Below are 26,508 nucleotides of genomic sequence, written 5' to 3' on the forward strand. Positions count from 1 at the left end.
GCAGCTAATGATTAGTAGACTGTAAATAAATGAAATATATAAAAAATAAGAATGAGGGAGATTACGCGCCGCCAAAAGCGTATAATATAGACATTGGATACCTATGCAGCAAGGAGGAGAATTGTTATGAGCGATAAAAAAGTTTTGACCATCCTGCTTGGAAGCCCGCGCGCCCAGGGCAACAGCGAACAGTTGGCGGACTCTCTCGCCAAGGGCGCGGAAGAAGCCGGCTATGAAGTGAGGAAGGTACGCCTCGCGCCGCTTACGCTGAAAGGCTGCGTCGACTGCCGCAAATGTTGGAGCACAGGCGCCCCCTGCGTCCAGAACGACGATATGGACAAAGTCTACCCTGATATGGAGGCGGCGGACGTGCTGGCCTTCGTATCGCCAGTCTACTTCTATTCATGGAGCTCACAGATCAAACCGGTATGGGACAGAATGCTTCCCTACTTCATGCAGGACGGCCCGAAGACCTTCAGAGGCAAAAAAGCGGTGCTGCTTTCTGTGGCCGGCGACAACGACGACAGCTGCTTTGAGGGCATCAAGTCCTCCTTCAAGGGCTGCTGCAATTACGCGGACTGGTCGATAGCCGGGATCATCTGCGCGCCCGCGATGTATCCGAAGACCGACATGGCCGACAAGGGCCGCAAGTTCCTCTTTGAGGCGTACGACCTGGGGAAAAATCTATAAGGCGCGGACGGCGAGGCCTGTCGCGCGCGTTTTATGCGGGTGCTGACCTTCACAGCCTGACGCGATAAAAGAATACAGCAAAAGCCCCGTTCTCTCGCCTGTTGCGAGAGAACGGGGCTTTTGTATTGTCTTGCCGAACAAAACTTCGGCGGGTTTTTTAACGCTTTGAGAACTGCTTGTTCGCGCGTGCGCCCTTGAGTCCGACCTTCTTGCGCTCTACCATGCGGGAGTCGCGCGTGAGGAAGCCGGCCTTTTTGAGGACGGGACGAAGGTTCGGGTTGAGCTTCAGAAGCGCGCGGGCTACGCCCATGCGGATAGCTCCGGCCTGACCTGTAAGACCGCCGCCGTGAGCGTTCACGAATACGTCGATCTTGCCTTCAACGCCTGCGGCCTGAACGGGCTGGATAGCCTGTGTCGCCCAGTAGACGCGGGGAAGGTAGTCTTTTACTTCACGATTGTTGATGAGGAACTGCCCTGTGCCTTCGCAAATGCGGACGCGGGCTATTGCGTTCTTTCTTCTGCCTGTGCCCCAGAGGAAAGCTGATTTTTTGTCTGCCATTTTATTCCACCCCTATCCTTAGTCTAACTTCTCGGGCTGCTGCGCCGCGTGCGGATGCGCTTCGCCGGCGTATACCTTGAGCTTGCGGTACATGTCGCGGCCGAGCTTCGTCTTGGGAAGCATTCCCCAGATGACGCGCTCGATGAGCTGCTCGGGACGGCGCTCAAGCACCTGCTTGTATGTGAGCGTCTTAAGACCGCCGGGATGTCCGGTGTGCCTCTGGATCGTCGACTGCGTCAGCTTTTTGCCTGTAAGGCCGACCTTAGCCGCGTTGATGATTATGACGAAATCGCCTGTGTCAACGTGGGGCGTATATGTGGGCTTGTGCTTTCCTGTAAGAATGCGTGCTGCCTCAACTGAGAGACGGCCAAGGTTCTTTTCTGAAGCGTCGAGTACATACCACTTGCGCTCGACTCCTTCACCTTTGGCCATGTAGGAACGTGTACCTATCATGGATCTTCCTCCTTAAGAGAATGTTTCTTTAAATTTTTATTTTATATTTTTCCTAAAGCGTCTTGTTGCCTGCTTTCGTGCGGTCTGGCATACGCCCTCTCAAGAAGCATTGGGGCGGCCGCGAAAGACGCCTGCCGAACAACGTGGGGGAAGGCCGGCAAGCGGGTTAGAGAACGCGTTTAAGTCTCGGGTTGGGGATGAGCCCCGGAAGGCGGCCGCGTTTTGCGACGGGTCTGCCGTCCACCATTTTGATGTCCATCGTCATATCGCGCTGAGCGCCGTTCGTTATGTAGCTTCCTACTCCGTAAACATCGGCTCCCGCCTCGTTCATTATCTTGATGCGTTCCGGAGTGAGGCCGCCGGTGGCGATTATTTGTACTTTTTCAAAGCCGGCCTTGTCGAGCCTCCAGCGTATCTCGCGAACGAGATCGGGAGTCACGCCGCCGCGTTCGCCCGGCGTGTCCAGCCGAATGCCGGAAAGCTTGCCGCCAAGCGCATCAGCCACGCGAAGCGTCTCTTCGGCTTCGTCTTTGAACGTGTCCACTAGCACTATTCTTGGTTCCTCCGCTGGCACCTGAGCGTCGTAGAGCTTCGCGAGCTTGACAGTGTCGCCGACCATCAGAATGGCTGCGTGCGGAATAGTGCCTTTTGGTTCCTCACCGCAGAGCTTCGCGGCAAGTATGCAGCTCATCGCGCTGCATCCGGCGATCTTCGCCGCGCGCTCCATTACCGGCGCGATAGCCGGATGGACGTGGCGCGCTCCGAAGCAGAGGACGTTTCTTCCCGCAGCGGCCTCTACGCATTCTTTTGCGGCGGTGGCCCAGCCTGTTGACGAAGCGAGCATTCCAAGCAGCACCGTTTCGTAAAGCCCGAAGGAATCATAGGTACCTGTGATACGCATGAGCACCTCTTTGGGACCGAAGCTATCTCCCTCTTCAAGCGCCTCTACCTGAGGCGGGTCAGGAAGGCTGCGGAAGAGGTTCAGCACCTCTTCGGAGCCGGAAAAGGTTCCTTCCTTGCGCGTAAATACCTCAGCCGTCACCGGCGTCTCAAGCAGCCCCGCGGACCGGAGAACGTCGCGTGTCTTAAGGAAATATATGTCCGTCGTCCATCCCGTTAGTATCTCGTCGTGAGTAGCTGAAAAAAGCCGCCCCGGCGTCGGTTTGAACGAGGCAATATCCTTCTGGCTGTCTAAAGGTTTTACGGTCATATCATATCCCTGCTATCTGATGACGACCTGAATGATTGAGATGACCATGAATGCGCCTATGAGACAGGCGGTTATCTTGGTGAGCGCCGTCATGCGCTGCCATGTGCCGCCCATATCAGCCTGGGTGCCGCCTCCGCCGAAGGAGCCGGAGAATCCGCCGGTCTTTCTGTGCTGCATCATTACGACGGCGATTAGAGCTAAACAAACTAGGATGTGAAGTACACCAAAAATGGTTTTCACAAGCCACACCTCCAAAATTTTCTAAATAAAAGGACAAAGGCGACTGCTTCGCCTTAGTAATTTTACATACTGCGTACAGCGTATGATTTTACCACAGAGACCAGCCTTTCGGCTATACCTTTTATCGCCTTTGCTCTATGAGAAATTTTATTTTTTATTTCGTCTCCAAGCTCGGCAAACGTTTTATCATATCCGTCCGGCACGAAGAGCGGATCGTACCCGAAGCCGGAGACCCCGGCGGGCGCGTCTGCTATGCTGCCGGGACAGTATTCCGTGATGGAAAGAGGTTCTTTTGCGTCGGGAAAGACGACGGCTATCGAACAGGCAAACCGCGCAGCGCGGTCGTTCTTTCCTTCCATCTGGGCGGCAAGCCACAACATCCTGTCGCGGTCGCTGCCGTCTATTACGCGCGCGGAGTGGATGCCCGGCGCGCCGTTAAGCGCGCGCACCTCGATGCCGCTGTCGTCCGCAAGCGCCGGAAGTCCGGTCGCAAGCGACCAGGCGCGGGCTTTGAGCAGGGCGTTTTCTAGATAGCTGTCTCCCGTCTCCTCCACTTCAAGAGGGGCCGGCATCTCTCCTCCAAAGAGAAGCTCTACGCCGCATGGCGAAAGCAGCTCGCGCATTTCGTTATATTTGCCTCGGTTGCCGCTTGCCAATATCAGCAGCATTTGGCAAAGAGCGCCTTTTCTTCGTCGGTCAGTTCAAGCGCGTCGCGCTGTTTCTGCTGTATCTCGGAGATGCCGCTCCAACCCAAGTCGATTATTCCGGCAAGCTCCGCCATGGAGAAGGAACCGCCCTCTCCGGTGCCCTGCAGTTCGATGAAGTCACCCGCGCCGGTCATGACGAGGTTCGCGTCGACCTGAGCGGAAGAATCCTCTTCGTAGCAGAGGTCCAGCATCAAAAGGCTGGCCACTTTGCCGACGCTCACCGCGGCTATCTGGTTTTTGAGCGGTATCCGGTCGAGCCATTTGTTGTCGCGCAGCCAGCGCATAGCGTCAAAGAGCGCGATGAAGCCGGCGGATATCGACGCGGTGCGTGTGCCGCCGTCCGCCTGCAAGACGTCGCAGTCTATTGTGATGGTGCGCTCGCCGAGCTTGTCAAGAGACACCGCGGCGCGCAGCGAGCGGCCTATGAGCCTCTGTATCTCGCTTGCACGCGGGTTGACCTTGCCGCGGCTGCTGTCGCGCAGCGAACGCTGATGCGTGGCGCGCGGGAGCATTGAATATTCCGCAGTCACCCAGCCGCCGCCGTTGCCGCGCATGAAGGGCGGCACCTTTTCGTCGATGGAGGCGGTGCACAGCACATGCGTGTTGCCGCAGCGCACGAGCGCAGAGCCTTCCGCATAACGGCTGACGCCGCGTTCAAACGTAAGAGTGCGGATCTGTTCAAGCGGTCTGCCGTCTAATCTTGGGCCGTACATCATTTGGAACCCTCCCAGGGCTTCGTGAGATCGACAGGATCTTTATCCTGTATCTCTTTGGAATTAGCGTAAAATTTTATTTTAGAAATCGGCTGGAAATTTGCAGAGACGGTCTTTACGAAGCCGTTCAGCACCTGCTGGGCCTTTGCCTTGCCTATGCCCTTTAACGAACTCTGGAACGCGGGCGGCATGTCAACATAGAGCCAGTCGCCGCTCTGGTACAGTCCCTGAGCGGATACCGCCGGATCCAGCAGCTTCATCTCTTTGAGGCTGTCGACGTACATGGAGAGGACCTTGCTTATGTCCTCTTCGCGCGTATTTCCACGCGTTATCTCTATCTCGCGGCTCTTGAAAAGATCGCCGTCGGGAACGAAGATGACATATTTGACGCCGGTGGCGGCCGTTACGCTTTCGCCCTTTTCCGCCTCTTTGACCTCGCTGCCGCTTCCGTAGACGCTGCCTATGCGTTCTCCGCCCTTTTTATCGGACCAGCTGAAGAAATAGTTGGCCGCAAGATAGCCGCCCGCGAACAGTATCGCCATGAGCGCTATCCACGCAAAGATACGAACTACCTTAGGCGCCTTTGACGACGGTTCTTCACGTTCTTCTTCCGGCTCTTCAAAATCGTCGTACCGCTTGCGGGAGTGTCCTCTGGGAACTGAGCGGCGCGCCGCCTCTTCCTCTTCCATCTCACGCTCGCGGAGGCTTTTTCTGACCTTTGGCGCGCGCGGCGCCTCATCGGCCTCCTCCGTTTCAGCGCGGCCGCCTTTCATAAAGCCTCTGCGGCTCACCGCGGGGTCGTCATAGTTGTCGTCTTTCCTGTCACGTATGACGAACTGGCGTTTTCTTCCATCAAAATCTTTCATCAATAATCCTCCAGCATCGCGTGTATTGCGCTATTGTTGCAAATGCGGCGCTTATAGTCAAGCTCCGCCGCCTTTACTTGTTTACCCTGTGTTCTTTTATGTACTGGACGACGCCTTGTGCTACGCTGCGCAGCATCACCTCGCGGTACGAGGCCGAGTTGAGCTTGCGCGCCTCGGCGGCGTTCGTTATGTAGCCCATTTCAACGAGGACGGCGGGCATTGCCGCGCCGCGCAGCACGAAGAAAGGCGCCTGCTTGACCTTGCGTATCGGAAGCCCCGCCGCTTTCCCCGCTTTGTGCAGCACTTCGGTGAGCGTCGTGCTTTCGTTTATTTTATCGTTCTGCTGCATGTCGCCCAGTATCTTAAGCAGAAGCTGCGTCTTTTTATCCGCGCGCTGCGCGTCTTTAGCCGTGTCCATGCCGACGGAGATTTCCTTGTTTTCAGCAATGGCCAGGTTCAGCGCGTCGCGGTCCGACGGGGAGGCCATGATGTAGTATTCAAGCCCAGAGATATTTGAGCCGCCTTTGCCCATCGCGTTGCAGTGCAGGCTCAAAAAGACGTCGGCGTCGTTCTGGTTCGCAAAGGCGGTGCGTTCGGCCAGTTTCAGATAGACGTCGGTCTTTCGGGAGAGCCTTACGTCTATTCCGTACTGGCGCAGTATCTCGCCAAGCTGCAGCGCGGCCTTGAGGTTGATGTCCTTTTCGCGCAGGTTGTTTGCGCCCGCTCCCGGGTCATGTCCGCCGTGCCCCGCGTCAACCACGACGACGGGACGTTCTTTTCCGGTAAACGCGGCCATTATCGGCTGCTGCGGCATTGAGGTCTCTTTTTCTTCAGCGGGAGGCGCCACTTTTACGACATCATTAGATTTAGGCGTCTGCTGCGCGATTACCTGCGCGGGCGGCTGGGCCGGTTGGACGACTGGCGCAGGCTGCTGAGGCGGAAGCTGGACCGTAGGCCTTGGCGGCGTTTGCGTCTCCTGCGCCGCTTGCTGCTGCGCGGCGGCGCCATCCGATGACGACGCCTTCCATTCAAAGGCCGCGGGCCGTCCCAGTGAGGCGAAGAAAAGGTTGAGCGCCTGAGTTACCGCCGCGCTTTCCACCCACCAGTGGCCGTCCGCTGCGCTTATCGGCACGGGAGAGCTTATTATCGTACCGGAGGCTCTCACGACGTTAGAGGCGTTCCAGACCTCTATCTTTTTGCCGTCCAGCGTTATGGCGAATGTTCCGGGGACCTCTTTTGAAAGAAGTCCAAGCGCGGAGGCCACCTGATCGAAGGCTGCCTCTTGGACGGCTCCGTTTTTACGCACCAAGATGTCGCCTTTTTTTACCTCGCCGTTCCACAAAGAAAGCGTATCCGCGGCGCAGGCGGACGAGGCGGCAAAGACGGCGCACAAAGCAAGCAGCAGCACCGCTAGCCTTGCGGCTTTATTAATTACCCGCAATGACAACATTTTCCACCACCAACGCGGGAGAGGCCGTAGAACCTGAAAATTTCAGCTCCGAGGCCGCCGCCGTAATATTTTTTATAAACAGAAGCAGGTTCGAGGCCATTGTGACGCCGCTCACCGGAGTGGTCAGCTCGCCGTTTTCGATGCGCAGCCCCTTCGCTCCTATCGAAAAATCCCCGCTTATCGGGTCTATCGTGTGAAGGCCCATGAACTCCGTCACGTACATGCCGTTTTTGACGCGGCTCATAAGCTGGCTTTCGCTCTCCGCGCCCGGCTCAAGTATGAGGTTCGTCACGCCTACGTCCGGCAGCGACGACATTCCGCGCGCGCAGTTGCCAGTCGATTTTGTTCCGTCTTTTGCCGCGTATTGGAGATTATATAAAAAGGCGTTCGCCACGCCGTTCTTTATAAGTTCCGTCTTCTGCGTCGGCACTCCCTCGGAATCCCATGACGAACTGCCAGGCTTCCACGGGATGCGTCCGTTGTCTGTGAGGCTGACGCACGAAGAGGCTACAATTTCGCCAAGACGCCCCTTCATCATTGAACGTCCGCGCAAGACGTCGGAGGCGCAGAAAAGTCCTCCAAGCACATCTACTATCGCGCAGGCGGCCTCTGGCTCTATCATTATCGTGTAGCCGCCGGTGGGGAGCGGACGCCCGCCAAGCGCCGCCGTCGTATCACGCACGGCGCGCGCGGCGGTCTTTAGCGTGTCCAGCTCAAATAGGCGCATTCCGTCCATGCCGTAACCGCCCATTTCGGTGGAGTCTCCCGCCTGAGCGAGCACGAGCAGGCCGCAGCTTGCGCTGGAACCGCTCTCCCATCCCGCAAGCCCCTTTGAGGTTGCAAAAAACGAAGCGCCGCGTCCGTCGCGCCACGAGGCGGAACGGACGGAGATTATCCTTTTGTCCGCGGCACGCGCCGCCTCCGTCATCTCCATGCAGTGCTTCATGCGCTGCGCGTGCGTTATCTCGGCGATGGCGGGGTCTTCCTCTTCCAGCTCATCGACGCGCACGAGCGGCCCGTCGTAGAGCAGCACGCCTTCGTCAGGTTCGGAGAGCCGCGCGTTGTGCAGGCTCCATTCTACAAGTTCATCGACGGAGGCCGAATCCAGCCGGCTGCCGTAGGCTATTCCCTGTCTTCCGTCTGAAAATATAGTTCTTATGCCAAGCCCTGAAGAGGTGCCGGAGGTGCATTCCTCTATCTCTCCGTCCTTCAGCGCGAGGCCGCAGCCGCTGCCCTCGCTGTAGAGCACGTCCGCGCCGGACGCGCCCTTTTTAAGAGCGGCGCAAAGAGCGTGCGCGGCGAGCGCCTCTACGCAGCCGCGTTCCATGAATGCCGGCACTATTTAAGCACCGTAAGGACGATGTCCGCCGCGCGTTCAATGTCGTCGCGGTCGATGTCTATGTGCGTCACAAAACGAACACGGCGCGGCTCTATGGCCTCGGTGAGAAGCCCGCGCGCCTCGCAGCGCGCTACAAAGTCGGCGTCGGAGGGCTGTCCGTCCGTGAGCGGGAAGAATACCATATTTGTCATATTTGGGGTGTTCTCAACTGCGACGCCGCCCGCTTTCAGCGTTTCCGCGAAGAGCTTCGCGTTTGCGTGGTCGTCCGCAAGGCGCGCTACGTTGTTTTTCAGCGCGTAAAGGCCGGCGGCCGCCGCGATCCCCACCTGACGCTGCGCTCCGCCCAAACGTTTGCGCCATTTTTTCGCGCGTTCAATGAAGTCGTGCGAGCCGCAGAGCATAGAGCCAAGAGGCGCTCCAAGGCCCTTTGAGAGGCAGAACTGCACGGAATCGACTTCGTCCGCAAAGAGGCGCACGTCGACGCCGTAATAGACCGCCGCGTTGAAAAGGCGCGCTCCGTCAAGATGCACATGAAAGCCGAGGCGTTTGCCCTCGCGCGCCGCCGCCGCGAATTTTTCAGGAGAGACGGCTATGCCGCCCGTGTAGTTATGAGTGTTTTCAAGCGCCAGTATCGTCGTGTCGGCGTGATGGATGTTTCCGTCCGCGCGGCTTGACTTCGCTATGTCCTCCGGGGACGGCACGCCGTCTCCGTCGTCAAGCGAATAGGGACAGAGCCCCGCGACGGCGGATAGGCCGCCCACCTCGGAGTTCCAGACGTGCGAACGTCTGCCGCAGAGGATGCTTTCACCGTGTCTTCCCGCGGTGGCGAAGGCGAGCAGGTTGCCCATCGTTCCTGAGCAGGCGAATATCGCCGCCTCTTTGCCGGTCGCCTCGGCCGCGTATTTTGAAAGCGCGTTCGACGAAGGGTCGTCGCCGAAGATGTCGTCCCCGACCTCCGCGCAGGCAATGACCTTCCTCATTTCGTCACTTGGCCTTGTAACCGTATCGCTTCTAAAATCCATTATTTTATGCATTGTAAAAACCTCCTCAATTATTTTTTATAAGACAATCAGTCAATTTGTAAGCGCGCGCTGATGGCGCGCATGATCAGCGGCTTTCCAGCCTGGCCCACGGCAGCAGCGCGTCGCCGACCGCTATGCCAAGGTCTATCTCAGGACGGTTCGCTCCGTGAAAATCGGAGCCGGCCGTCGTGTATAGCCCAAATTTTGCGGCGAGCGCTAGATGGCTCATCGTAAGTTCGGGAGCGTTGGCCCCGTACACGGCCTCAAGCCCCCAGAGCCCCGCCGCTTTGAGCCTCGCAAGCAGCGCGTCCATCGCCGCGTCGTTCAGCCTACACTGCGCGGGATGCGCGAGCACGGCGACGCCGCCCGCCTCTCGTATGAGCGAGATGCACTCCTCAGCCGAGAGCCTGACGCGCGGAACGTAGGCCGCACCGTTTCTGTCCAGATATTTGATGAAGGCCATACCCACAGTCGGCACATAGCCCTTTTGGACCATGAGCCGCGCAATGTGCGGACGCGCCACCACCTCGCCGCCGGAAATTTTTTCCACTTCGTCTATTTCTATATCAAAGCCAAGCGCGTGCAGGTTGGCGCATATTTTGACGTTTCTGTTGTTGCGGCAGTCCCTTACCTCGGAAAGCCTTCCCTCAAGCGCCGCGCTCCCCGGCCTTATCCTGTATCCCAGGATGTGAAGCGTGTAAGGCGCCTCCGCCGAAAGCTCTACGCCGCACAGGCCGCGGACGCCCTCCTTCCGGCAGGCCTGCATAAACCGCGCAAGCCCCGAGGTGGTGTCGTGGTCAGTCAGAGCAAGCAGCGAAAGCCCGCGCTTCGCGGCGGCTGAGGCAAGTCTTTCAGGCGCGTAGGTTCCGTCAGAACAGGTGCTGTGGACGTGCATATCTATCATACGCATTATTCTTCTTCCAAACTTTCCGGCTCGTCATAGCCCGCGCCCGATATTTCAAACATGTACAGCTCGTGAGCCAGTATCATGGCGGCAAGCGATAGCGTCGCCGTGTCCTCCTCCGAAAATGCGCCGGCGGTGCCGGCCTCGAGCTGTAAGACTCCGAGTTTTTCGCCGTGCGCTATGATAGGCACGGAGACGAGTGAACGCGCGTCGCGGTCAAGCGGCTGGTCGCGCGATGTGACTACGCGCGGCACATTTATCGCACGCCCAGCGGCCATCACCTTCCACGGCGTGCCTCCGCCGCGTTTGAGCAGACGCTCCGGCGCGTCAAAATGTTCCGGGATGTAAAGGCCGCCCGCTATATCCGCAAGCATAATGAAGATAGCCGCGTCAGGCGCCATCTCCTGCATGTGCTCCCATGCGTTCTCGATGGCCTCGCGGCTGCTTCTCGCCGCGGCAAGCCGTTTTGCGAAGCCTTCAAGCTCCGGCATGAGGCGCGCCATGCGGTCTCTGAAATGGAGCAGGTAGGCCGATATGGCAAAGAAGAGCACAAAAAGCGAAACTATCTCCGTCCACGCGAATATTCCGGCTATAGCTACGATGACAGACACTCCGGCGCAGATTATCAGATTTTTTTTATAACTCCACCGGCCAAATTCGTTGAGGCCGATGAACGAGGCGACAAGCACTGCGGTGAAGAAGGCGAACAGGCCGAAGGCGCACGAAAAGACGGAGCCCGCCGCAAGAAAAACAAGCCAGAAGGCGGAGGGCCAGAACTTGCGCGGACGGAAGATCGCGCGCGCTCTTGGCATTCTCGTATTTCCTCCATCCCTGTTACCATTTTTCAAAATGCAGTTCATCTCCGTCCAAAGTCATGATGCGGATGCCCTCCGAGTCAAGCAGCGCCGCGCTCTCAGGGTCGCGGCCCTTCGGTATCGTGGTGGAGCCGGGGTTCAAAAATATCGTTCCCGCCTCGCGCACAAGCGAACCTACGTGAGTGTGGCCGGAAATCGCGAGGTCGGCCTTTGAGTCAAGCGCCATCTGCCGAAGCAGCGGAAAGTTGTCGCCGTGCATCATAAGAATCTTTTTATCGTTCCAAAGCAGCGAGATGTAAAACAGTACCTCCGGGTCAAGTATCATTTTATCGACGGGCGCGTCGCAGTTGCCCTGCGCTATCTTTACAGCGCCTCCGTCACGAGCAAAATCATTTATCGCGGAGGCGAGATCGGCCGGCGTATATCCGCCCGGTATGGTGTTTCGCGGTCCGTGGTAGAGGACGTCGCCCGCGTGCAGCACCGTCTTCACGTCGCCGCCAAAAAGAGCGAGCGCCTTGCGCCACGCCGGCAGACTCCCGTGGGTGTCAGAGAGCACCCCGATCTTCGCGTCATTAATTATTTCAGCGCACACAGCAATCTATCCCCTCTCTTAAAATCTCAGTTTATATTATAATTCAGAGCAGCGTTATAGGCATAGATAATTAAGGAGGAATTTCTATGAATTTAGATATAAAAAATCTTGAACAGCAAAATATGGAGCAGCTTGTAAAATCTCTCGAACTTGTCTCCGCCCGCGTCTTTGATTCCGTCATCAAGACCAATCAGCTAGCTTCGTCGTACACGCCGGAGATGCAGATGCTTTTCACGGAATGGGTCAACTGTCTTTCGGAATCGATAGTGAGCGAAGTGGACGCGGGACGCGCGCTCGTTCCGGACGAGCTTGCGGCCACGATAGGCGTGACGCCCGCCACAATAATATCGCTTGCGCTCACGCTGCACAGGGAGGGCCGCATCCGGATAACGGAGATAACGGCGACGCCGAGCAGCTGCGGCAATACGGAGATATGCGGCTGCCTTAAGGGCTAGCCGTGAAGGTAATCGTAGACGCGGACGCCTGTCCGCGCGGCTGTCTTGAGGCGGTGCTGCGCAAAAGCCGCGCAGCCGGCGCGGCCGTAACGACCGTGGCCAACTTCAGCCACGAGATAGAGTCAGACTGTCACATCACGGTCGGCGGCGACTCTCAGGCGGCGGATATAAAGACGGCGAACCTCACGGAGCGCGGCGACATCGTTGTGACGCAGGACATCGGGCTTGCCGCCATCGTGCTTGCAAAAGGCGCGCGCGCCATTGGGCCTACCGGCTTTGAATATAAGGAAGAGACAATGGACGCCGTCCTTGAGGAACGCGAGATAAAGGCGAAGTTCCGCCGCGCCGGAGGCCGGACAAAAGGCCCTGCAAAACGGACAAAAGAGGACGACCGGCGCTTTGCGGAAAACTTCGAAAAGATGCTTGAGGAAAAAGAGCTCTAATATACGGCTACGCAGCCGTCGGCGCGCGGCTCGGTAGCCCCGACAAGCGAGCCGCCCTCGTCGCGCAGTATCATCTGGCCGCGGCCGTATGAGGTGCTGTCGTGATCTATGCGTATGTCGTGCCCCATCGCTGAAAGTTCCCTCGCGATATGGTTGTCTACGCCCTGTTCGAGGCCGACGCGCCTTCCGTCCAGCCACTGCCAGCGCGGTGCGTCAAGCGACTCCTGCGGGTTGAGCGCGAAGTCCACCATGTTGACTATCATTTGAAGATGGCCCTGCGGCTGCATGAAGGCGCCCATTACGCCAAACGGCCCGACCGCCCTCTCGTTCTTTGTGATGAAGCCGGGGATGATCGTATGATACGGCTTAACACCCGGCGTCAGAAAATTCGGGGAGGCCGGGTCAAGCGAGAAGTTGTTGCCGCGGTTGTGCAGCGTTATCCCGGTCCCAGGCACGCAAAGGCCTGAGCCGAAACCGTGATAGTTGCTCTGTATCATGGATACCATGTTGCCCTCGTCGTCCGCCGCCGCAAGATAGACGGTGCCGCCTGAGCTCTGCCGTTCTGAGGTCGGAAGCCCAGCGCGCCGTTCGTCAAGCATCGCGGCGCTCCGCGCCGCCAGTTCGTCAGAGATCATAGCTTCCACGCTCTTTTTCATGCGCCTAGGGTCGCCTACTTCTGCAACCGCCTCCGCAAAGGCGAGTTTTATCGCCTCTATTTGCAGATGATAGCTGCGCGCGCACTCGCGCCCCGTCAATTCAAATTTTTTAAGTATATTGAGCGCCATGAGCGCCACGATCCCCTGTCCGTTAGGCGGGATCTCCCACACCTTGTAGCCGCGGTAATCGGCGCAGATAGGCTTCACCCATTCCGGCGCGAATGCCGCAAGGTCTTCCGCGCGCAGCCATCCGCCGTACTGGCGCGAGTAGGCGTCTATGGCGGCGGCGAGTTCGCCCGCATAAAACGAGCGCGCGCCGCTTTCGGCTATTTTGCGCAGCGTCTGTCCCTGCTGCGGGCTGCGCCACAGCTCGCCCGGCTCCGGCGCGCGTCCTTCTTTTGTGAAACTGTCAAAGAGCGGCGCGAACTCCGCCCCTTTCAGATTTTTTTTAAATTCCGCGAAGGCCTTTTTCCAAAGAAGGCTCACGGTCGGCGAGACCGGAAAACCGTTCTCCGCGTAATAGACGGCGGGAGCAAGCACCTCTTGCAGCGGCAGCCGTCCAAACCGCGCGTTCAGCTCGGCCCACGCACCGGGCGCACCGGGCACTGTGACTGCCTCCCAGCCGTAGAGCGGCATTTTGTTCAGTCCGCGCGCGGAAAGCGCGGAGGCGTCCGCAAGCGCCGGCGCAAAGCCGCTTGAATTCAGGCCGTGCAGCTCCCCCTTCATCCATACCAGAGCGAACGCGTCTCCGCCGATGCCGTTGCTGGTCGGCTCCACCACGGTAAGACATGCCGCCGCGGCCACGGCCGCGTCCACGGCGTTTCCGCCGCGCCGCAGCATTTCAAGCCCGGCCTGAGCCGCGAGCGGCTGAGTGGTCGCCGTCATGCCGCGCGCGCCGTAAACAAGCGTCCGCCGCGATGGATAGGAATATTTCTCTGCGTTGAATTTCATAACAACACCACACCTCAAAGAATAAAATTCTTTTTTATTTATACACTATCCGCATAAAAAAGAACAGGCGCGAGGGCGCCGCCACGCCCGCAGAAAAATTTAAAGACGCGCACCTCACGCGGGCAGTATTTTTACCAGAGCCTCCCGCGCAAGCGAGGCCGCCCTTTCGCACTCGCTTGCGCTGATTATAAGCGGCGGGTTAAAGTAAAGCACGTCGCCGAGCGGTCTTAAAATCAGCCCCAGTTTGAGCGCCTCTTTGAATATTTGATATCCCGTGCGCGCGGCGGCAAGCGGCTCTTTCGTCTTTTTGTCCGCTACAAGCTCTATTGCGTTTATGAGGCCTATGCTTCGTATCTCGCCGACGTTCGGATGGTCCGCGAACTTTTCGCGCAGGATACGGGTCAAGACGGCCGCCGTTTTCGAGGCCGTTCCAAGGACATCCTCTTCACGCATCACGCGCAGCACGGCAAGAGCCGCCGCGCAGCCAAGCGGGTTGCCGCTGTAGGTGTGGCTGTGCATGAAGGCGCGTCCGCTTGCGTAATCGGCGTAAAAGGCGTCGTACACGCTATCCGTCGTCACAGTGATGGACATGGGCATATAGCCTCCGGTAAGCCCCTTTGAGAGGCACATGATGTCCGGGCTGACGCCTGCGTGTTCAAAGGCGAACATTTTCCCCGTGCGCCCAAAGCCCGTCGCTATTTCATCCGCTATCAGCAGCAGGCCGTAGCTGTCGCAGAGCGCGCGCAGCTTCTTCAGATAAAGCGGCGGATATACCCGCATCCCGGCGCTTCCCTGCAGCAGCGGCTCCACGATGAGCGCGCAGCATTCATGGCCGTACTTAGCGAAGCTCTGTTCCGCCTCTGTGGCGCACTCGCAGGCGCATTCCCCGCGCCTTTTGCCGTAGCGGCATCTGTAACAGTCCGGCGCCTCTATTCTCACCGTATCCATCAGCATCGGCCCGTACACTTTTGCGTAAAGGTCCATAGCGCCTACGGAAAGCGCGCCCGTCGTCTCTCCGTGATAGCCTCCAGAGAGAGACATGAAGCGTCTTTTTGCAGAATGCCCGCATTGAAGCTGATATTGAAAACTCATCTTTAGCGCGCACTCCACGGCGGCGGAGCCGTTGTCCGAAAAATTGAATTTTGAAAGGCCGTCGGGCACTATTTCGGCAAGTTCTTCACAAAGCCGTATGGCCGGTTCATGCGTGAAATTTGCGAATATGACGTGTTCAAGGCGGTCTATCTGCTCCTTCACCGCGGCGTTTATGGCTGGATGGCAGTGCCCAAGCAGATTGCACCACCAAGAGCTGATGATGTCGATATATTCTTTTCCGTCCGTATCGTAAAGATAGACGCCGCGCCCGCGCTCTATCGGTATCGGCGCCAGCTCCTCGTAATCCTTCATCTGCGAACAGGGATGCCAGATATGTTTTAAATCTCTCTGTGCAAGGTTCATGACAGAGCCTCCTATCTGAAAAGCTCGGCAAGCGCCAAAGCGGAAAGCGGCAGCACGCGCGCGCCGCGAACCGTCTCGCAGAGGACTGGCACGCCGCTCAGCTCTTCAATCATTTTTTTATTATCGGCGTGGATGAGGTTTTCCGGCTCCCAGTTGTTCAGAATGACGCCCGCCGTTTCAATGCCGCGTTCCTTCATGTAGCTTGCCGTAAGCACGGCTGAATTTATAGCGCCAAGTCCCGCGTCGCCCACGATGAGACAACGCAGCCCAAATTCCTTTATGATATCTTCAAGCATGATGCGGGTCGCACCGTCCCAACGGATGGGGCACACGACGCCGCCGCTGCCTTCGACGACAAGATAGTCAAAGAGAGCAAGCCGCCTGTTGAAATCTTCTTTTACCTTCGCCATTTCAACTGGCTCGCCTGCGACGCGCGCCGCAAGATGCGGCGAGAACGCCTCTTTGTAGATATAAGAGACGGCGCAGGCTGGATCTCCAGTTAGCCCCGCTGTGCGATAAACATATTCGGCGTCTCCCGGGACAAGCCTGCCGCCGCAAATTTCGGCTCCGCTCAGCGCCGCCTTGTAATAACCAACGTTCATCCCCGCGTCGCTCAATTTTTTCACGATAAGCGCCGTAACGTAGGTCTTGCCGACCTCGGTTCCTGTGCCAGTGACAAATATCGCTTTACCCATTTTTTCTCACCTCAAAGCCCAGTTCGGAAATCATTCTGATGTCGCGCGCGGCGGCTATGCCCGATGTTGTCAGCATATCGCCAGTGATCGCTGCGTTCGCGCCCGATTTAAAACAGGCAAGCCCTGCCTCGGGCAGAAGGCCGCGGCCGCCGGCCATACGAATGGCGGCGTGCGGCAGTATGAAACGAAAAATCGCAACCGTGCGGCGTATCTCGTCATACGGAAGCCTTGGCGCGCCGGCAAGCGGAGTTCCCGCGATAGGGTTTAAAATATTGACCGGGATAGAATCAACACCAAGCTCACGCGCCGCAAGCACCATGTCCACACGGTCTTCCATGCTCTCGCCAAGCCCGATTATGCCGCCGCTGCATACTGAAAGCCCAGCGGCGATTGCCGCTGTGACAGCCGCTCTCTTATCATGCCAACTATGAGTGGTGCAAATTTTGGGGAAATAATTTTCGCCGGTTTCAAGGTTATTATGAACGCGGCTTGCGCCGGCGTCGCCAAGACGACGGTACTGCGCCTCGGTAAGCAGCCCCAAAGAGATGCAGACGGAAAGCCTCGTGCGTTCCCTTATTAGGCGCACCGCGCGCGCGACCGAGGCAAGCTCCTCGTCTGAAAGCGAGCCGCCGGAGGTTACGATCGAAAACCGAAGCACGCCTGCCGCCTCGGCCTCAAGCGCCGTCGCAAGAATGATTTCCGCGTCAAGTAGTTCGTATTCGCTTATGGCGGCGCGATGGCGGCCCGACTGAGCGCAGAAGGCGCAGTCCTCCGAGCACCGCCCGCTCTTTGCGTTGATTATCGCGCAAAGGTCAAACGTATTGCCGCAACAGGCGCTTCGTATCTCCTCCGCATCGACGCAAAGTTCATCAAGCGGCACGCAGGCAAGCGACAACGCCTCCGCGCGCGAAAGCAGACGTCCATCCATGACGTCTTTTTTTAGAATACTAAGGACGGACATTAAATATAGCTCTCCTTTCCAAAACGCGCACCGCAATTTGCGCGCTCACAAAACACAGTAAGAGGTCGCCGGGCACTGCAAGCACAAAGCAATACAAGATAAGCGGCCCAAGCGCTATCGGCGTACCTAAGACGAAGTTTGAAACGAGCCAGCAGTAAAACATACCGCAGCCGTACACCGCGCCAAGCCCTGCAAACGACGCAACAAGAAAGCGCCGAAACGACGGCGTGCCGGCATACGCAACGCGCCCAGATATCCACGCACCCGCCGCAAAGCCTATAAGGTAGCCGAAGGTCGGCTGCAGGATATAGGCTGGGCCTCCGCCTTCAGCAAACACCGGCACACCAGCAAGCCCAAGCAATATATAGACGCCGACCGCCGCGGCCCCGCCGCGCGCTCCGAGCGTCAAGCCGGCAAGCGTCGTAAACAAAAACTGCAGCGTGAACGGAACGACTGGCACAGGCACGCGAATACGCGCGCCGACCGCCGCAAGCGCCACAAAAAAGGCGCATAAAACAAGCTCACGAACCGAAAAACCCTTTACCTCCATCAAAATGCCTCCCCAAACGGCTCTGCTCTGCCGTCATGCAAATGAATTTATCACCAGTTTTGCGATTATGTCAACTATAATATTAAAAATAGTTGACATATGCTTTCACATTTTTTCTTGGCGATTTTTTACGACACTATTGACACGACATGAAACTTGCGTGTACAATCTTTCGCAATACGCGGCTAAGGAAGGAGAGAGGCTCATGTTTGTAAAGGATCACTCAATAATGTACATGATGATGTGCGTGATGCGCGGCTCTCCCTTCGATAAGGCGGCGTAGTCTATCGCTGTCATTTATTGACCGGGAGGAGCGCGGCGCTCTTTCCGGTCTTTTTTTTATTTTGAGGGGAGGACGGTTTTTATTTCAGGGTTTTGAGTATCGTTAAATTGCAACGGCAAATTATAAAAATCTGGAGGTTTTATTATGAGAAAGTTAATTTTTGCGTTTGCGTTGGTTTTGGTATTCGTTTCACAGGGCTTTGCCGCCGAAAAAATAGTGCTCGGCGTGACGCCGTTCCCCGCTAAAGAGATCGCAGAGGTTGCGAAGACGGTGCTTGCAAAACAAGGGTACGAACTCGTCATCAAGGAGTTCACCGATTTCATCCAGCCAAATCTGGCGCTTGCAGACAAGAGCCTCGACGCGAACTTTTTCCAGCACATCCCCTATCTTGAAAACATGAGGACGGAAAAGAAGCTGGATATCGTTCCGCTTGTCAAAGTTCATCTTCTGCCGATCGGCATATACTCGCATAAGATAAAGTCGCTCAAAGAGGTTAAAAACGGCGCGGTTGTCGCGGTGCCGAGCGACCCTACAAACGGGTTTCGCGCCTATAAGCTGCTTGAACGCGAAGGCCTGCTCAAGATGAAGCCAGGGAACAAGCTGACCGCGCGCGACATCACCAGCAACCCAAAAAACCTTAAAATAATCGAGCTTGAAGCTCCCCAGCTTCCGCGCACATTGCCGGACACCACGATTTCGGTCATAAACATGAATTTCGCGGTGGACGCTGGCCTCGACCCAACTAAAGAGGCGCTGGCGCTCGAATCCAAAGATTCCCCTTACGCGGTGGTGCTCGCCTGCCGCAGCGGCGACAAAAATTCGGCGCCGATCAAAGCCCTAGCAAAGGCGCTCAACTCCCCTGAGGTCAAGAAGTTCATCAAAGAAAAGCTCGCATCAAAGGGCGTCATCGCTTCGTTCTAGCTTTCGTCTCACTATATTTTCGCATTTGATATCAGCACAACGCGCCCTTTCGTAATCAGGGCGCGTTATGCTATTCTTAGGTCGGCTTAAAATATATTTTATCGGAGGCATACCATGAACATTCTCGTTACGGGCGGCGCCGGATTTATCGGCTCTCATACCTGCGCGGCGCTGCTTGACGCAGGACATTCCGTAGTCATTGCGGACGATTTTTCCAACAGCAAACCTGAGACGCTTGATAATATCAAAAAAATAACTGGACGCGATTTTGTCTTTTACGAAGCCGACGTCACAAAGCCGGAGGCGGTAGAGCGCATCTTTTGCGAGAACAGCCTTGACGGCGTGATCCATTTTGCGGGATTCAAGGCGGTGGGCGAGTCTGTCGAAAAACCCCTTCAGTATTATTACAACAATCTGGTGAGCACCATCGAGCTTGCGCGCGCCTGCGTTAAATACGGCGTGCCGCGCTTTGTCTTTTCTTCGTCCGCTACGGTCTACGGCGACAACAAGGCTCCCTTCGTTGAGACTATGCCGCTTTTGCCTGCGACCAACCCGTACGGCGAAACGAAGGTGATAAGCGAGCGGATACTCACCGACGCATCGCACGCGCACCCAAGCCTTTGCGTGGCGCTTCTGAGATACTTCAACCCCATCGGAGCGCACAAAAGCGGCCTGATCGGCGAGGCTCCGAACGGAATACCTAACAACCTCATGCCATACATCACAAAGGTCGCAAAGGGGCAGCTGCCGGAGCTGCGCGTCTTCGGCGACGACTACCCCACGCCCGACGGAACCGGCGTCCGCGACTACATACACGTCATGGACCTTGCGGAAGGGCACGTAGCGGCGCTTGAAAAAATGAGCGACGGCGTGTGCGTCTACAACTTGGGCACAGGCCGCGGCACGTCGGTGCTGGAGCTGCTGCACAGCTTTGAGCGCGTCAACGGAATAAAGATACCGTACACTGTGACGCCGCGCCGCGCGGGAGACATTGCCACATGCTACGCAAACGCACAGAAGGCGGAGCGTGAACTGGGCTGGAGCGCAAAGCGCACTGTGGACGACATGTGCCGCGATTCATGGAGATTTGAAAAAGGGCTTTAAAAACTTTCAGAACGCACGCCGTATTTAGGACATGTCGGTTATAATATATACCGACATGTCCTAAGAGGTGACCGCGATGTATTCTCCGATATTCAAAGTAACAAGCAGGAGCATCAACCTTGTCGCTGCTATCAGCGCGCAACTTGAACATTTCGCGCTTCGCATGGAGCTCGAAGACGAACTTCTGCTTCGCAGAGTAAACAGGATACGCAGTATATGCGGCTCCCTTGCGATAGAGGGCAACACTCTTTCCGAAGCTCAGGTGAGCGACATCATAAACGGCCGCAGGGTGCTGGGGCCGGCGAGAGAGATACGCGAGGTGCAGAACGCGGTCAGAGCCTATGACCTGCTGCCCTCGCTTGAACCTTTCTCAAAAAAAGATCTGCTGAAAGCGCATGAAAGCCTCATGTCAGGCCTCACGGAGGACGCGGGGCGCCTTCGCCGCGGCAGCGTCGGCGTTTTTGCCGGAGAGCGCGCCGTCCATATCGCGCCTCCCGCAAACCTCGTAAGCGGGCAGCTTGACGACCTCATCGAATGGACGCGCCGCGCGGACGACCACATGCTCATACGCAGCTCCGTTTTCCACTATGAGTTTGAGTTCATCCACCCGTTCAGCGACGGCAACGGCAGAACGGGGCGTCTGTGGCAGACGCTGCTGCTTTCAGTGGAAAATCCCCTCTTCGCGCACGTTCCGATTGAAAACCTCGTATACGAACGGCAATTTGAATATTACGACGCCATCAACGAAAGCACCGCCGCCTCAGACTCCGGGATATTTGTAGAATTTATGCTTGAAGCGATACTCGATTCTTTGAAGGGTAAACCGACAAACCGGGTTTCCAGCGGCGGCCATTCTAATGTCGGGAGAAAAGTCGGTACAATTGTCGGTACAACCGAGGAAAAGGCGCTCTATCTTATTATAGACAATCCTAAAATCACGGCAAAAGAACTTGCGGCGCGCCTCTCCGTCACACAGAGGCACGCGGAGAGGCTCTTTGCGTCGCTGAAAAAAAACGGCCTGATAATGCGGGTCGGCGCAAACAAGAACGGCGTCTGGGTCGTCCGCTGACGCCGCAAAAAAGTTTTTATATTACTTCGCGCTTTCTATAACTGCGCCGCCTACTACGGTATCTCCGTCGTACATGACTACGGCCTGCCCCGGCGTCACAGCGCGCTGCGGCTCGTCGAAGACAAGGCACAGCCGTCCCTCGTCCGTCTGCTCCGCCGTCGCCCACTGCTCTTTCTGTTTGTAGCGCACTTTTGCCTTCACGCGCAGCGGAGAGGAAATCTCACGGCAGGCGATAAGGTTCAGCCCTGACGCTTCCAGGCTCTTTGAGAAAAGTTCCTCCTGCGGCCCAAGCACCACCGTGTTGTCCGCGCGGCATTTTGCGCAGACGTAGAGCGGCTCGCGCAGTGAAAGGCCCAGACCGCGCCGCTGCCCTATCGTATATTTCACAAAGCCCTTGTGCTCTCCGACCGTATGTCCCGCTTTGTCGACAAAACGCCCCGGTTCAAGCGCGCGTCCCGTGTAGCGTTCGATGAAGGAGGCGTAATCGCCGTCCGGCACGAAGCAGATATCCTGGCTCTCGCTTTTTTTCGCGTTTATGAAGCCGTTTGCAGCGGCTATCTCGCGTACTTCGCTTTTTTTCATCGCGCCAAGCGGCAGCAGCGTATGTTCAAGCTGACGCTGCGTGAGAGAATAGAGCACGTAGCTCTGGTCCTTGTTTTCGTCCGCGCCCTTTTTGAGCAGCCAGCGGCCGGAAGCCGCGTCGCGCTCTATTACGGCATAATGGCCGGTGACGATATGATCTATCTCCATTTCACACGAACGAATGAAAAACTTTTCAAACTTAAGAAACCTGTTGCAGTCGATGCAAGGGTTCGGCGTCTCGCCGCGCTCGTAGGCGTCTACGAAACGCTCTATGACATCGCGCCTGAAATTATCCGAAAAATTAAAGACGTAATAAGGGATATTGAGGCGGTTTGCGACGCTGCGCGCATCTTCCACGTCGTCCAGCGAGCAGCAGCGGCTTTCACCCAAGACGCCTATCTCCTCGTTTGTGAAGAGCTTCATCGTGGCTCCCGCGCAGTCGTATCCGCGCTGCTTTACTAAAAAAGCGGCGACGGAGCTGTCCACCCCGCCGCTCATTGCAATAAGCGCCCTGTTATTCATCTATTTTATAGTTTCAAGCTCCGCGGCGACGCTTTCCTCGCATGAACGCATGGCCTCAAGCGTCTTTTCCAGCAAAGCGTCGAGCTCCCATCCAAGCGCCTCTGCGCCCTGCGTTATTACGTCGCGAGAGCATCCGGCGGCAAACTTTTTATCCTTGTATTTCTTTTTAAGGCTTTTCAGCTCCATGTCCTGCACGCTCTTAGATGGACGCATCAGCGCAGCGGCTCCTATCAGCCCTGTCAGTTCGTCTGCGGCAAAGAGGATTTTTTCCATCAGATGCTCCGGCTTCACGTCAGAGCAGAGGCCGTACCCGTGGCTGCATATCGAACGGATCATTGCCTCGTCCGCACCGCCGCAAGCCAGCAATTCCGGCGCTTTTTTGCAGTGCTGATCGGGGTAGAGCTCAAAATCTATGTCGTGCAGAAGGCCCACCGTCGCCCAGTAATCCGCTTCGTCCGCGAAACCGGCGTCGTTTGCATACCATCTCATAACACCCTCGACCGTGAGCGCGTGCAGAAGGTGGAACTCCTCTTTATTGTATTTCTTAAGCAGCGCAAGCGCGGCATCTCTTGTCATACATCTTTCCATGATTATCCCTCCATAATTTACTGCGTTAAATTATATATCCAGCAGGCGATGCGTGCAAAGCCTTAATTAGGCGCGCCAGCCTCCTCTTCCTCCGACGAATAGAGGCGGCAGGCGTCGCGGCCCGATTTTTTTGCCTCGTAAAGCGCGGCGTCCGCCTCTTTGTAGAGCTGCTCAAAGCCGGCTCCCGCGTGCGAAAAGGCGACGCCCGCGCTCACCGTTATGCCGAGCCTTCGTCCGTCTGAGGAGCGTATGGCGCGGACCCGCCTGCAGAGAGCCTCCGCTTTTGCGCGCGCCGTCTCTTTTGCCGGCAGGTTCTTCATCAGCACGATAAATTCGTCTCCGCCGATGCGTCCCACTACGTCTGAGGCGCGAAAAAGCTCTTTCATGATTTTCGCGGCGGAATCAAGCACCAAGTCTCCCTCAAAATGGCCGAACTTATCGTTTATCTCTTTAAAATAGTCAATGTCGATAACAAACAGCGCGCACATGCCGTCCGATTCGCGGTCAAGCAGAAATTCCGAGATGCGGTCCGCCGCGGCCCTGTGATTGAGAAGCCCCGTCAGAGAATCGCTTTCCGCCTTAGTCTGAAGTTCCGCTATGTTTTTCTTTTGACCGTCGACGTTCACCATTCTTCCAACGACGCGCCGCACCGTTTTATTTGAGTCAAGTATCTTCGTAAATTCCAGCCTCATCCAATTTTCACCGCTCGTAGAGTGACGCAGCCTGAACTCAACGCAGTTTTCCCCGTCAGGAGATTTTATGCCGTCTACGATTTTCATAAGCTGCTCAAAATCCTCCGGATTCACCAGGCTTTTGCCAAACTGCGCGATTTCATTGATATTATGGAGCCGCGGCTCGTAGCCGAATTTCTCCGCGAAATTCCGGTTGAAGCGTATCTCACCGTTTTGCATATTGACCTCAAAGATCACAGCCTCGGAAAAACCCTCCACTATGCGGTAGAGTTCCTCGCTTTGTCTAAGCTGCTCCTTTTCTTCCATCAACTCTTGGTTCTTTTTTGCGTTGAACAGATATATAAAAATTATCAAAAGCAGCGCGCAGAGGAGGATGACGGCTATTATGGCGGCTATGAGCAAAAGTGTATTCTTTATGCCTTTTTCTATGGAGTGTGCGGAGACGACGTTTACGAGAAACCAGTTGTTGACGCCAAGCGGCATATAGGCGGCGTACCGTCTATGGCCGCTGTATGAATAGCCAACGATGCCGCCGCGCTCTGACGCAAAATCGTTTTTTACGGATACAAGCGTCTTGCCGTCATCGAGTTTGCTTCCGCCAAGCAAGCTTAGAAAATTATTTTTAAAGAGCGCTCTTGCGCTTTCGTTTCTTCCCAGGAGGAAAAATCTGCTGTCGCTGTCAAGCAGCACTCCGCCAGCGCCGTCCACTATAAAGGAGTAGGTGTCGTGCTGCAGCAGGCTCAGGCACACGACGCGCTTGAAGGCGTCGTTTGAGAAGCTGCCGAATATTATGCCGACAGTTTTTTGTTTATAGGTAAGGGGAGCCGCTATTATAAACCGTGGCGCGCGCTTTACTATGCCGCTTTCAACTTTGATAAAGGAGGAGCGTCCAAGCATGCCGTTTATAAAATAATCGCGGTGTGATATATCTATGGTTTTGCCGCTGCTGAGGTATCCTTTGCCGTCAGCGCCGACAATTCCTATATTAGTGAAGTCAAAGGCGCCCGGCGGAAGCTCCATATACCTTAATACCTCTTTAGGGGAGCTTCCAGCCTCTATCTCCTTTGCCGCTCCCACGGCAAGCGTTCGCAGGACGCGGCGCTGCCCCTTAAGCGCGACATTGAAGACGCTCTGCTGTTCCTTTGCGGAAAACATAAGAGAAGAATAGGCCTGGTCGACAGTTCTGCGAGCAAGCACCGCGCTCACCGCGATGACGCATAAAAAACCAAGCAGGCTCAGCGCGCATGGTATATATAGTATTGTAAATCTTTTTTGAAACGGTATATGAAACATTGGTCAGGACACCTCTCTTCTACATTCTGGACTTTAAATCCCAACTTTGAAAAATTGTCAGTTAATTTGCGGCATATTATAAACTCTGGACGGCCTTTAACCAATACCCTAATTATATTTAGGATATGCTGAACCTTTAAGCATTTTATGTGATATATTAGCCTCATGGTATTGAGAGGAGAGTCTGTATGAAAAATATAAACAGCAAAATGATCATGGGCGACATCGCAATTTTGATGGTGGCGCTTATATGGGGAGCCACCAATGTTGTGATGCGCGACGCGCTCTCCGGCATCACGCCGTTTTGGTTCTGCGCGCTGCGCTTTATGACGGCGGCGGCGGCCATGATGCTGCTTTTCGGACGCAGGGCCTTTGCCATGTCACCCAAACAGCGGCTCTCAGGCGTCTTCACGGGCGCCGCTTTCAGCTTCGCCTATCTTGCGGGCGCGGTCGGGCTTTTGTACACCACAGCCGGCAATCAGTCTTTTATAATCTCAATGTCCGTAGTCTTTGTGCCTCTCACTGTGTGGGTGCTTACGCGAAAATTTCCTGGATGGCACGTGATAGCGGCCGTCGTCCTCTGCTGCCTTGGAATGGCTGGGCTGGTGCTTGACGGCAACATGTCTGTCAACACCGGGGACGCGCTTTCTTTTCTTGCCATGTGCTTCGTCAGCTTCTATATAATGCTCGTTCAGCGGTTTGTGAAGGACTCAGATCCGCTCGGACTTTCATGCTGGCAGGCGGCGGGTTGCCTGATTTTCACATCGGTTGCCGCGCTCTTTTTTGAGCCTTTTCCCGTAAACCTTTCTTTCGCCGTTTGGGCTGCGATAGTATACGCTGGGACCATCGGCTTTGCGCTTACGCTGGTGCTTCAAACGGCGGCGCAAAAATACACTACATCAACGCACACGGCGATACTGCTTTCGACCTCCGGCGTCTTTGGGAGCCTCATCGGAGTCATCTTCATAGGCGAGCCGATGACGTGGAGGATATTTATAGCCTCCTCGCTCATAATGGCCGGAGTTCTTGCGGTCGAAGCGCTGCCTCTTCTAACAAAGAAACGTCCCCAACAGACGAAGGACGTTTCTGTATAAAGTACCTTATTGATCACTGATTGCTATATTTGCCCTGCTTACCGCCGTTCGCCGACCGCGTAGATGAGGTCCGCTTCGGCGGTTTTTATGTCGTAGACGGCGTTTATCACTTCGCTCATGCTGTCCGTCAGCGCAAGGCGCGCGTCCAGCGTATCCAGGTTCGTGCCGACCTTTTCGTCGTAGCGGCGCACTGCGATGCGGTAGTCCTCGCGCGACGACGCGAGCTGCCTCCTCGCCGTTTCAAGACGGCTCTGCGCTGAGCGGATGTTAAGCTCCGCCTGCGTCACTTCCATGCGTATCCCGTTTTTCATATCTTCAAGCAGAAAAAGCATCTCCTGAGCCTTTGCCTTGGCCTCAGCCGTCTTCGCGCGCATTTCGCCGCCGTCGTAGAGGTTCCAGTAGGCGCCGAGAGCCGCTATCGGCTCGCTTTGCTCCGTTGGAAAAAATTTATCGTCGGCCGCCACATAGCCTATGGAGCCTATCACCTGCGGAAGCGTTTGCCCCTTTGCCGCGCGCGCCAGCTTTTCAGCCTGTTTTGCAAGCAGCGCGTAGACGCGAAGTTCCTGCCGGCGTTCAAAGGCGGTCTCTACGTCCGCGCCGGCCGTATTCACGTCAAAGCCGGCATCGTCGGCAA

Annotated in this window: 29 protein-coding genes; 7 read left to right on the top strand and 22 right to left on the bottom strand. The window is 56.3% G+C overall.

Features of this window, described 5'->3' with window-relative positions:
• Nucleotides 1-126: 126 nt before the first annotated feature.
• Entirely contained in the window at nucleotides 127-690 is a 564-nt protein-coding gene (locus RRY12_09445) for a flavodoxin family protein (GenBank protein ID MEG2184891.1), read from the top strand.
• A 157-nt stretch (nucleotides 691-847) separates the two neighbouring features.
• Here the strand turns inward: RRY12_09445 and rpsI are convergent, their stop codons facing one another.
• The 13 genes from rpsI to yfcE all read right to left on the bottom strand — a co-directional run bounded on the left by rpsI (nucleotide 848) and on the right by yfcE (nucleotide 11,560).
• The gene (gene rpsI, locus RRY12_09450; protein MEG2184892.1) at nucleotides 848-1,249 is read right to left on the bottom strand and encodes a 30S ribosomal protein S9; all 402 of its coding nucleotides are present in this window, start codon (nucleotides 1,247-1,249) and stop codon (nucleotides 848-850) included.
• Nucleotides 1,250-1,267: 18 nt separating this feature from the next.
• Complete coding sequence (rplM, locus tag RRY12_09455) at nucleotides 1,268-1,702, bottom strand: 50S ribosomal protein L13 (GenBank protein MEG2184893.1); 435 nt, start codon at nucleotides 1,700-1,702, stop codon at nucleotides 1,268-1,270.
• Between the two features lie 166 nt (nucleotides 1,703-1,868).
• A complete protein-coding gene (locus RRY12_09460) occupies nucleotides 1,869-2,912 on the bottom strand; it encodes a nicotinate phosphoribosyltransferase (protein MEG2184894.1) in 1,044 nt (347 codons plus the stop codon).
• A gap of 12 nt (nucleotides 2,913-2,924) precedes the next feature.
• Nucleotides 2,925-3,152, bottom strand: coding sequence for a preprotein translocase subunit SecG (gene secG, locus RRY12_09465; GenBank protein ID MEG2184895.1), 228 nt, complete (start codon nucleotides 3,150-3,152; stop codon nucleotides 2,925-2,927).
• Nucleotides 3,153-3,214: 62 nt separating this feature from the next.
• Complete coding sequence (rdgB, locus tag RRY12_09470) at nucleotides 3,215-3,820, bottom strand: RdgB/HAM1 family non-canonical purine NTP pyrophosphatase (GenBank protein ID MEG2184896.1); 606 nt, start codon at nucleotides 3,818-3,820, stop codon at nucleotides 3,215-3,217.
• Nucleotides 3,811-4,575: a ribonuclease PH gene (rph, locus tag RRY12_09475; protein MEG2184897.1), complete on the bottom strand. Its 765-nt coding sequence runs from the start codon at nucleotides 4,573-4,575 to the stop codon at nucleotides 3,811-3,813. The genes rdgB and rph overlap by 10 nt, the downstream gene beginning before the upstream one ends.
• Complete coding sequence (locus tag RRY12_09480; GenBank protein MEG2184898.1) at nucleotides 4,572-5,438, bottom strand: hypothetical protein; 867 nt, start codon at nucleotides 5,436-5,438, stop codon at nucleotides 4,572-4,574. Before RRY12_09480 ends, rph begins: the two co-directional genes overlap by 4 nt.
• Nucleotides 5,439-5,511: 73 nt before the next feature.
• Nucleotides 5,512-6,888, bottom strand: a complete 1,377-nt coding sequence (locus RRY12_09485; protein MEG2184899.1) for an N-acetylmuramoyl-L-alanine amidase — start codon at nucleotides 6,886-6,888, stop codon at nucleotides 5,512-5,514.
• Complete coding sequence (locus RRY12_09490) at nucleotides 6,866-8,227, bottom strand: TldD/PmbA family protein (GenBank protein ID MEG2184900.1); 1,362 nt, start codon at nucleotides 8,225-8,227, stop codon at nucleotides 6,866-6,868. Before RRY12_09490 ends, RRY12_09485 begins: the two co-directional genes overlap by 23 nt.
• Complete coding sequence (locus tag RRY12_09495) at nucleotides 8,227-9,261, bottom strand: GntG family PLP-dependent aldolase (protein MEG2184901.1); 1,035 nt, start codon at nucleotides 9,259-9,261, stop codon at nucleotides 8,227-8,229. The genes RRY12_09490 and RRY12_09495 overlap by 1 nt, the downstream gene beginning before the upstream one ends.
• A gap of 73 nt (nucleotides 9,262-9,334) precedes the next feature.
• The gene (locus tag RRY12_09500; GenBank protein ID MEG2184902.1) at nucleotides 9,335-10,159 is read right to left on the bottom strand and encodes a PHP domain-containing protein; all 825 of its coding nucleotides are present in this window, start codon (nucleotides 10,157-10,159) and stop codon (nucleotides 9,335-9,337) included.
• Entirely contained in the window at nucleotides 10,159-10,965 is an 807-nt protein-coding gene (locus tag RRY12_09505; protein ID MEG2184903.1) for a GAF domain-containing protein, read from the bottom strand. The genes RRY12_09500 and RRY12_09505 overlap by 1 nt, the downstream gene beginning before the upstream one ends.
• A 22-nt stretch (nucleotides 10,966-10,987) precedes the next feature.
• Nucleotides 10,988-11,560 (bottom strand): phosphodiesterase, encoded by a 573-nt coding sequence (yfcE, locus tag RRY12_09510; GenBank protein MEG2184904.1) that lies wholly within the window; start codon nucleotides 11,558-11,560, stop codon nucleotides 10,988-10,990.
• 86 nt (nucleotides 11,561-11,646) lie between these two features.
• Here yfcE and RRY12_09515 point away from each other — a divergent pair, with 86 nt between their 5' ends.
• Together RRY12_09515 and RRY12_09520 are read left to right on the top strand one after the other, a co-directional pair.
• Nucleotides 11,647-12,015, top strand: a complete 369-nt coding sequence (locus RRY12_09515) for a hypothetical protein (GenBank protein ID MEG2184905.1) — start codon at nucleotides 11,647-11,649, stop codon at nucleotides 12,013-12,015.
• Between the two features lie 2 nt (nucleotides 12,016-12,017).
• Nucleotides 12,018-12,458, top strand: coding sequence for a DUF188 domain-containing protein (locus RRY12_09520; GenBank protein ID MEG2184906.1), 441 nt, complete (start codon nucleotides 12,018-12,020; stop codon nucleotides 12,456-12,458).
• Here RRY12_09520 and RRY12_09525 read toward each other — a convergent pair.
• The 5 genes from RRY12_09525 to RRY12_09545 form a co-directional block, all read right to left on the bottom strand.
• The gene (locus tag RRY12_09525) at nucleotides 12,455-14,065 is read right to left on the bottom strand and encodes a gamma-glutamyltransferase family protein (protein ID MEG2184907.1); all 1,611 of its coding nucleotides are present in this window, start codon (nucleotides 14,063-14,065) and stop codon (nucleotides 12,455-12,457) included. The two genes, RRY12_09520 and RRY12_09525, sit on opposite strands and share 4 nt — an antisense overlap.
• 114 nt (nucleotides 14,066-14,179) lie before the next feature.
• Nucleotides 14,180-15,520 carry an adenosylmethionine--8-amino-7-oxononanoate transaminase gene (gene bioA / locus RRY12_09530; GenBank protein MEG2184908.1) on the bottom strand — a complete coding sequence of 447 codons (1,341 nt, stop codon included), beginning with the start codon at nucleotides 15,518-15,520 and terminating at the stop codon, nucleotides 14,180-14,182.
• 11 nt (nucleotides 15,521-15,531) lie between these two features.
• Nucleotides 15,532-16,215, bottom strand: coding sequence for a dethiobiotin synthase (bioD, locus tag RRY12_09535; protein MEG2184909.1), 684 nt, complete (start codon nucleotides 16,213-16,215; stop codon nucleotides 15,532-15,534).
• Nucleotides 16,208-17,176: a biotin synthase BioB gene (gene bioB, locus RRY12_09540; GenBank protein ID MEG2184910.1), complete on the bottom strand. Its 969-nt coding sequence runs from the start codon at nucleotides 17,174-17,176 to the stop codon at nucleotides 16,208-16,210. Before bioB ends, bioD begins: the two co-directional genes overlap by 8 nt.
• Nucleotides 17,163-17,726, bottom strand: a complete 564-nt coding sequence (locus RRY12_09545) for a biotin transporter BioY (protein ID MEG2184911.1) — start codon at nucleotides 17,724-17,726, stop codon at nucleotides 17,163-17,165. The genes bioB and RRY12_09545 overlap by 14 nt, the downstream gene beginning before the upstream one ends.
• 427 nt (nucleotides 17,727-18,153) lie before the next feature.
• On the opposite strand from RRY12_09545, the gene RRY12_09550 reads away from it, so the two are divergent.
• The 3 genes from RRY12_09550 to RRY12_09560 all read left to right on the top strand — a co-directional run bounded on the left by RRY12_09550 (nucleotide 18,154) and on the right by RRY12_09560 (nucleotide 21,103).
• Nucleotides 18,154-18,930 (top strand): MetQ/NlpA family ABC transporter substrate-binding protein, encoded by a 777-nt coding sequence (locus RRY12_09550; GenBank protein ID MEG2184912.1) that lies wholly within the window; start codon nucleotides 18,154-18,156, stop codon nucleotides 18,928-18,930.
• A gap of 114 nt (nucleotides 18,931-19,044) precedes the next feature.
• A complete protein-coding gene (gene galE / locus RRY12_09555; protein MEG2184913.1) occupies nucleotides 19,045-20,034 on the top strand; it encodes a UDP-glucose 4-epimerase GalE in 990 nt (329 codons plus the stop codon).
• 76 nt (nucleotides 20,035-20,110) lie between these two features.
• Complete coding sequence (locus RRY12_09560) at nucleotides 20,111-21,103, top strand: Fic family protein (GenBank protein MEG2184914.1); 993 nt, start codon at nucleotides 20,111-20,113, stop codon at nucleotides 21,101-21,103.
• Between the two features lie 21 nt (nucleotides 21,104-21,124).
• Here the strand turns inward: RRY12_09560 and mnmA are convergent, their stop codons facing one another.
• From mnmA to RRY12_09575, 3 genes are all read right to left on the bottom strand, one after another.
• Nucleotides 21,125-22,183, bottom strand: a complete 1,059-nt coding sequence (mnmA, locus tag RRY12_09565) for a tRNA 2-thiouridine(34) synthase MnmA (protein MEG2184915.1) — start codon at nucleotides 22,181-22,183, stop codon at nucleotides 21,125-21,127.
• Between the two features lie 24 nt (nucleotides 22,184-22,207).
• Nucleotides 22,208-22,795 carry a hydrolase gene (locus RRY12_09570; GenBank protein ID MEG2184916.1) on the bottom strand — a complete coding sequence of 196 codons (588 nt, stop codon included), beginning with the start codon at nucleotides 22,793-22,795 and terminating at the stop codon, nucleotides 22,208-22,210.
• Between the two features lie 62 nt (nucleotides 22,796-22,857).
• On the bottom strand, nucleotides 22,858-24,780 hold the full coding sequence (locus RRY12_09575) for a diguanylate cyclase (GenBank protein MEG2184917.1): 1,923 nt from the start codon (nucleotides 24,778-24,780) through the stop codon (nucleotides 22,858-22,860).
• 188 nt (nucleotides 24,781-24,968) lie between these two features.
• Between RRY12_09575 and RRY12_09580 the strand changes: the two genes are divergently transcribed.
• Complete coding sequence (locus tag RRY12_09580; protein ID MEG2184918.1) at nucleotides 24,969-25,874, top strand: DMT family transporter; 906 nt, start codon at nucleotides 24,969-24,971, stop codon at nucleotides 25,872-25,874.
• Nucleotides 25,875-25,912: 38 nt separating this feature from the next.
• Here the strand turns inward: RRY12_09580 and RRY12_09585 are convergent.
• Nucleotides 25,913-26,508: TolC family protein (locus RRY12_09585; GenBank protein MEG2184919.1), on the bottom strand; the 596-nt coding region annotated here is incomplete at its 5' end.

This window comes from Cloacibacillus sp., from assembly GCA_036655895.1.
GTDB lineage: Bacteria > Synergistota > Synergistia > Synergistales > Synergistaceae > JAVVPF01.

Bases quoted from the DNA above. Each gene is read 5' to 3' on its own strand.
- RRY12_09445 (MEG2184891.1), top strand. From the start codon at position 127: ATGAGCGATAAAAAAGTTTTGACCATCCTGCTTGGAAGCCCGCGCGCC.
- rpsI (MEG2184892.1), bottom strand. From the start codon at position 1,249: ATGGCAGACAAAAAATCAGCTTTCCTCTGGGGCACAGGCAGAAGAAAG.
- rplM (MEG2184893.1), bottom strand. From the start codon at position 1,702: ATGATAGGTACACGTTCCTACATGGCCAAAGGTGAAGGAGTCGAGCGC.
- RRY12_09460 (MEG2184894.1), bottom strand. From the start codon at position 2,912: ATGACCGTAAAACCTTTAGACAGCCAGAAGGATATTGCCTCGTTCAAA.
- rdgB (MEG2184896.1), bottom strand. From the start codon at position 3,820: ATGCTGCTGATATTGGCAAGCGGCAACCGAGGCAAATATAACGAAATG.
- rph (MEG2184897.1), bottom strand. From the start codon at position 4,575: ATGATGTACGGCCCAAGATTAGACGGCAGACCGCTTGAACAGATCCGC.
- RRY12_09480 (MEG2184898.1), bottom strand. From the start codon at position 5,438: ATGAAAGATTTTGATGGAAGAAAACGCCAGTTCGTCATACGTGACAGG.
- RRY12_09485 (MEG2184899.1), bottom strand. From the start codon at position 6,888: ATGTTGTCATTGCGGGTAATTAATAAAGCCGCAAGGCTAGCGGTGCTG.
- RRY12_09495 (MEG2184901.1), bottom strand. From the start codon at position 9,261: ATGCATAAAATAATGGATTTTAGAAGCGATACGGTTACAAGGCCAAGT.
- RRY12_09500 (MEG2184902.1), bottom strand. From the start codon at position 10,159: ATGCGTATGATAGATATGCACGTCCACAGCACCTGTTCTGACGGAACC.
- RRY12_09505 (MEG2184903.1), bottom strand. From the start codon at position 10,965: ATGCCAAGAGCGCGCGCGATCTTCCGTCCGCGCAAGTTCTGGCCCTCC.
- RRY12_09515 (MEG2184905.1), top strand. From the start codon at position 11,647: ATGAATTTAGATATAAAAAATCTTGAACAGCAAAATATGGAGCAGCTT.
- RRY12_09525 (MEG2184907.1), bottom strand. From the start codon at position 14,065: ATGAAATTCAACGCAGAGAAATATTCCTATCCATCGCGGCGGACGCTT.
- bioA (MEG2184908.1), bottom strand. From the start codon at position 15,520: ATGAACCTTGCACAGAGAGATTTAAAACATATCTGGCATCCCTGTTCG.
- bioD (MEG2184909.1), bottom strand. From the start codon at position 16,215: ATGGGTAAAGCGATATTTGTCACTGGCACAGGAACCGAGGTCGGCAAG.
- bioB (MEG2184910.1), bottom strand. From the start codon at position 17,176: ATGTCCGTCCTTAGTATTCTAAAAAAAGACGTCATGGATGGACGTCTG.
- RRY12_09545 (MEG2184911.1), bottom strand. From the start codon at position 17,726: ATGGAGGTAAAGGGTTTTTCGGTTCGTGAGCTTGTTTTATGCGCCTTT.
- RRY12_09550 (MEG2184912.1), top strand. From the start codon at position 18,154: ATGAGAAAGTTAATTTTTGCGTTTGCGTTGGTTTTGGTATTCGTTTCA.
- galE (MEG2184913.1), top strand. From the start codon at position 19,045: ATGAACATTCTCGTTACGGGCGGCGCCGGATTTATCGGCTCTCATACC.
- RRY12_09560 (MEG2184914.1), top strand. From the start codon at position 20,111: ATGTATTCTCCGATATTCAAAGTAACAAGCAGGAGCATCAACCTTGTC.
- mnmA (MEG2184915.1), bottom strand. From the start codon at position 22,183: ATGAGCGGCGGGGTGGACAGCTCCGTCGCCGCTTTTTTAGTAAAGCAG.
- RRY12_09570 (MEG2184916.1), bottom strand. From the start codon at position 22,795: ATGGAAAGATGTATGACAAGAGATGCCGCGCTTGCGCTGCTTAAGAAA.
- RRY12_09575 (MEG2184917.1), bottom strand. From the start codon at position 24,780: ATGTTTCATATACCGTTTCAAAAAAGATTTACAATACTATATATACCA.
- RRY12_09580 (MEG2184918.1), top strand. From the start codon at position 24,969: ATGAAAAATATAAACAGCAAAATGATCATGGGCGACATCGCAATTTTG.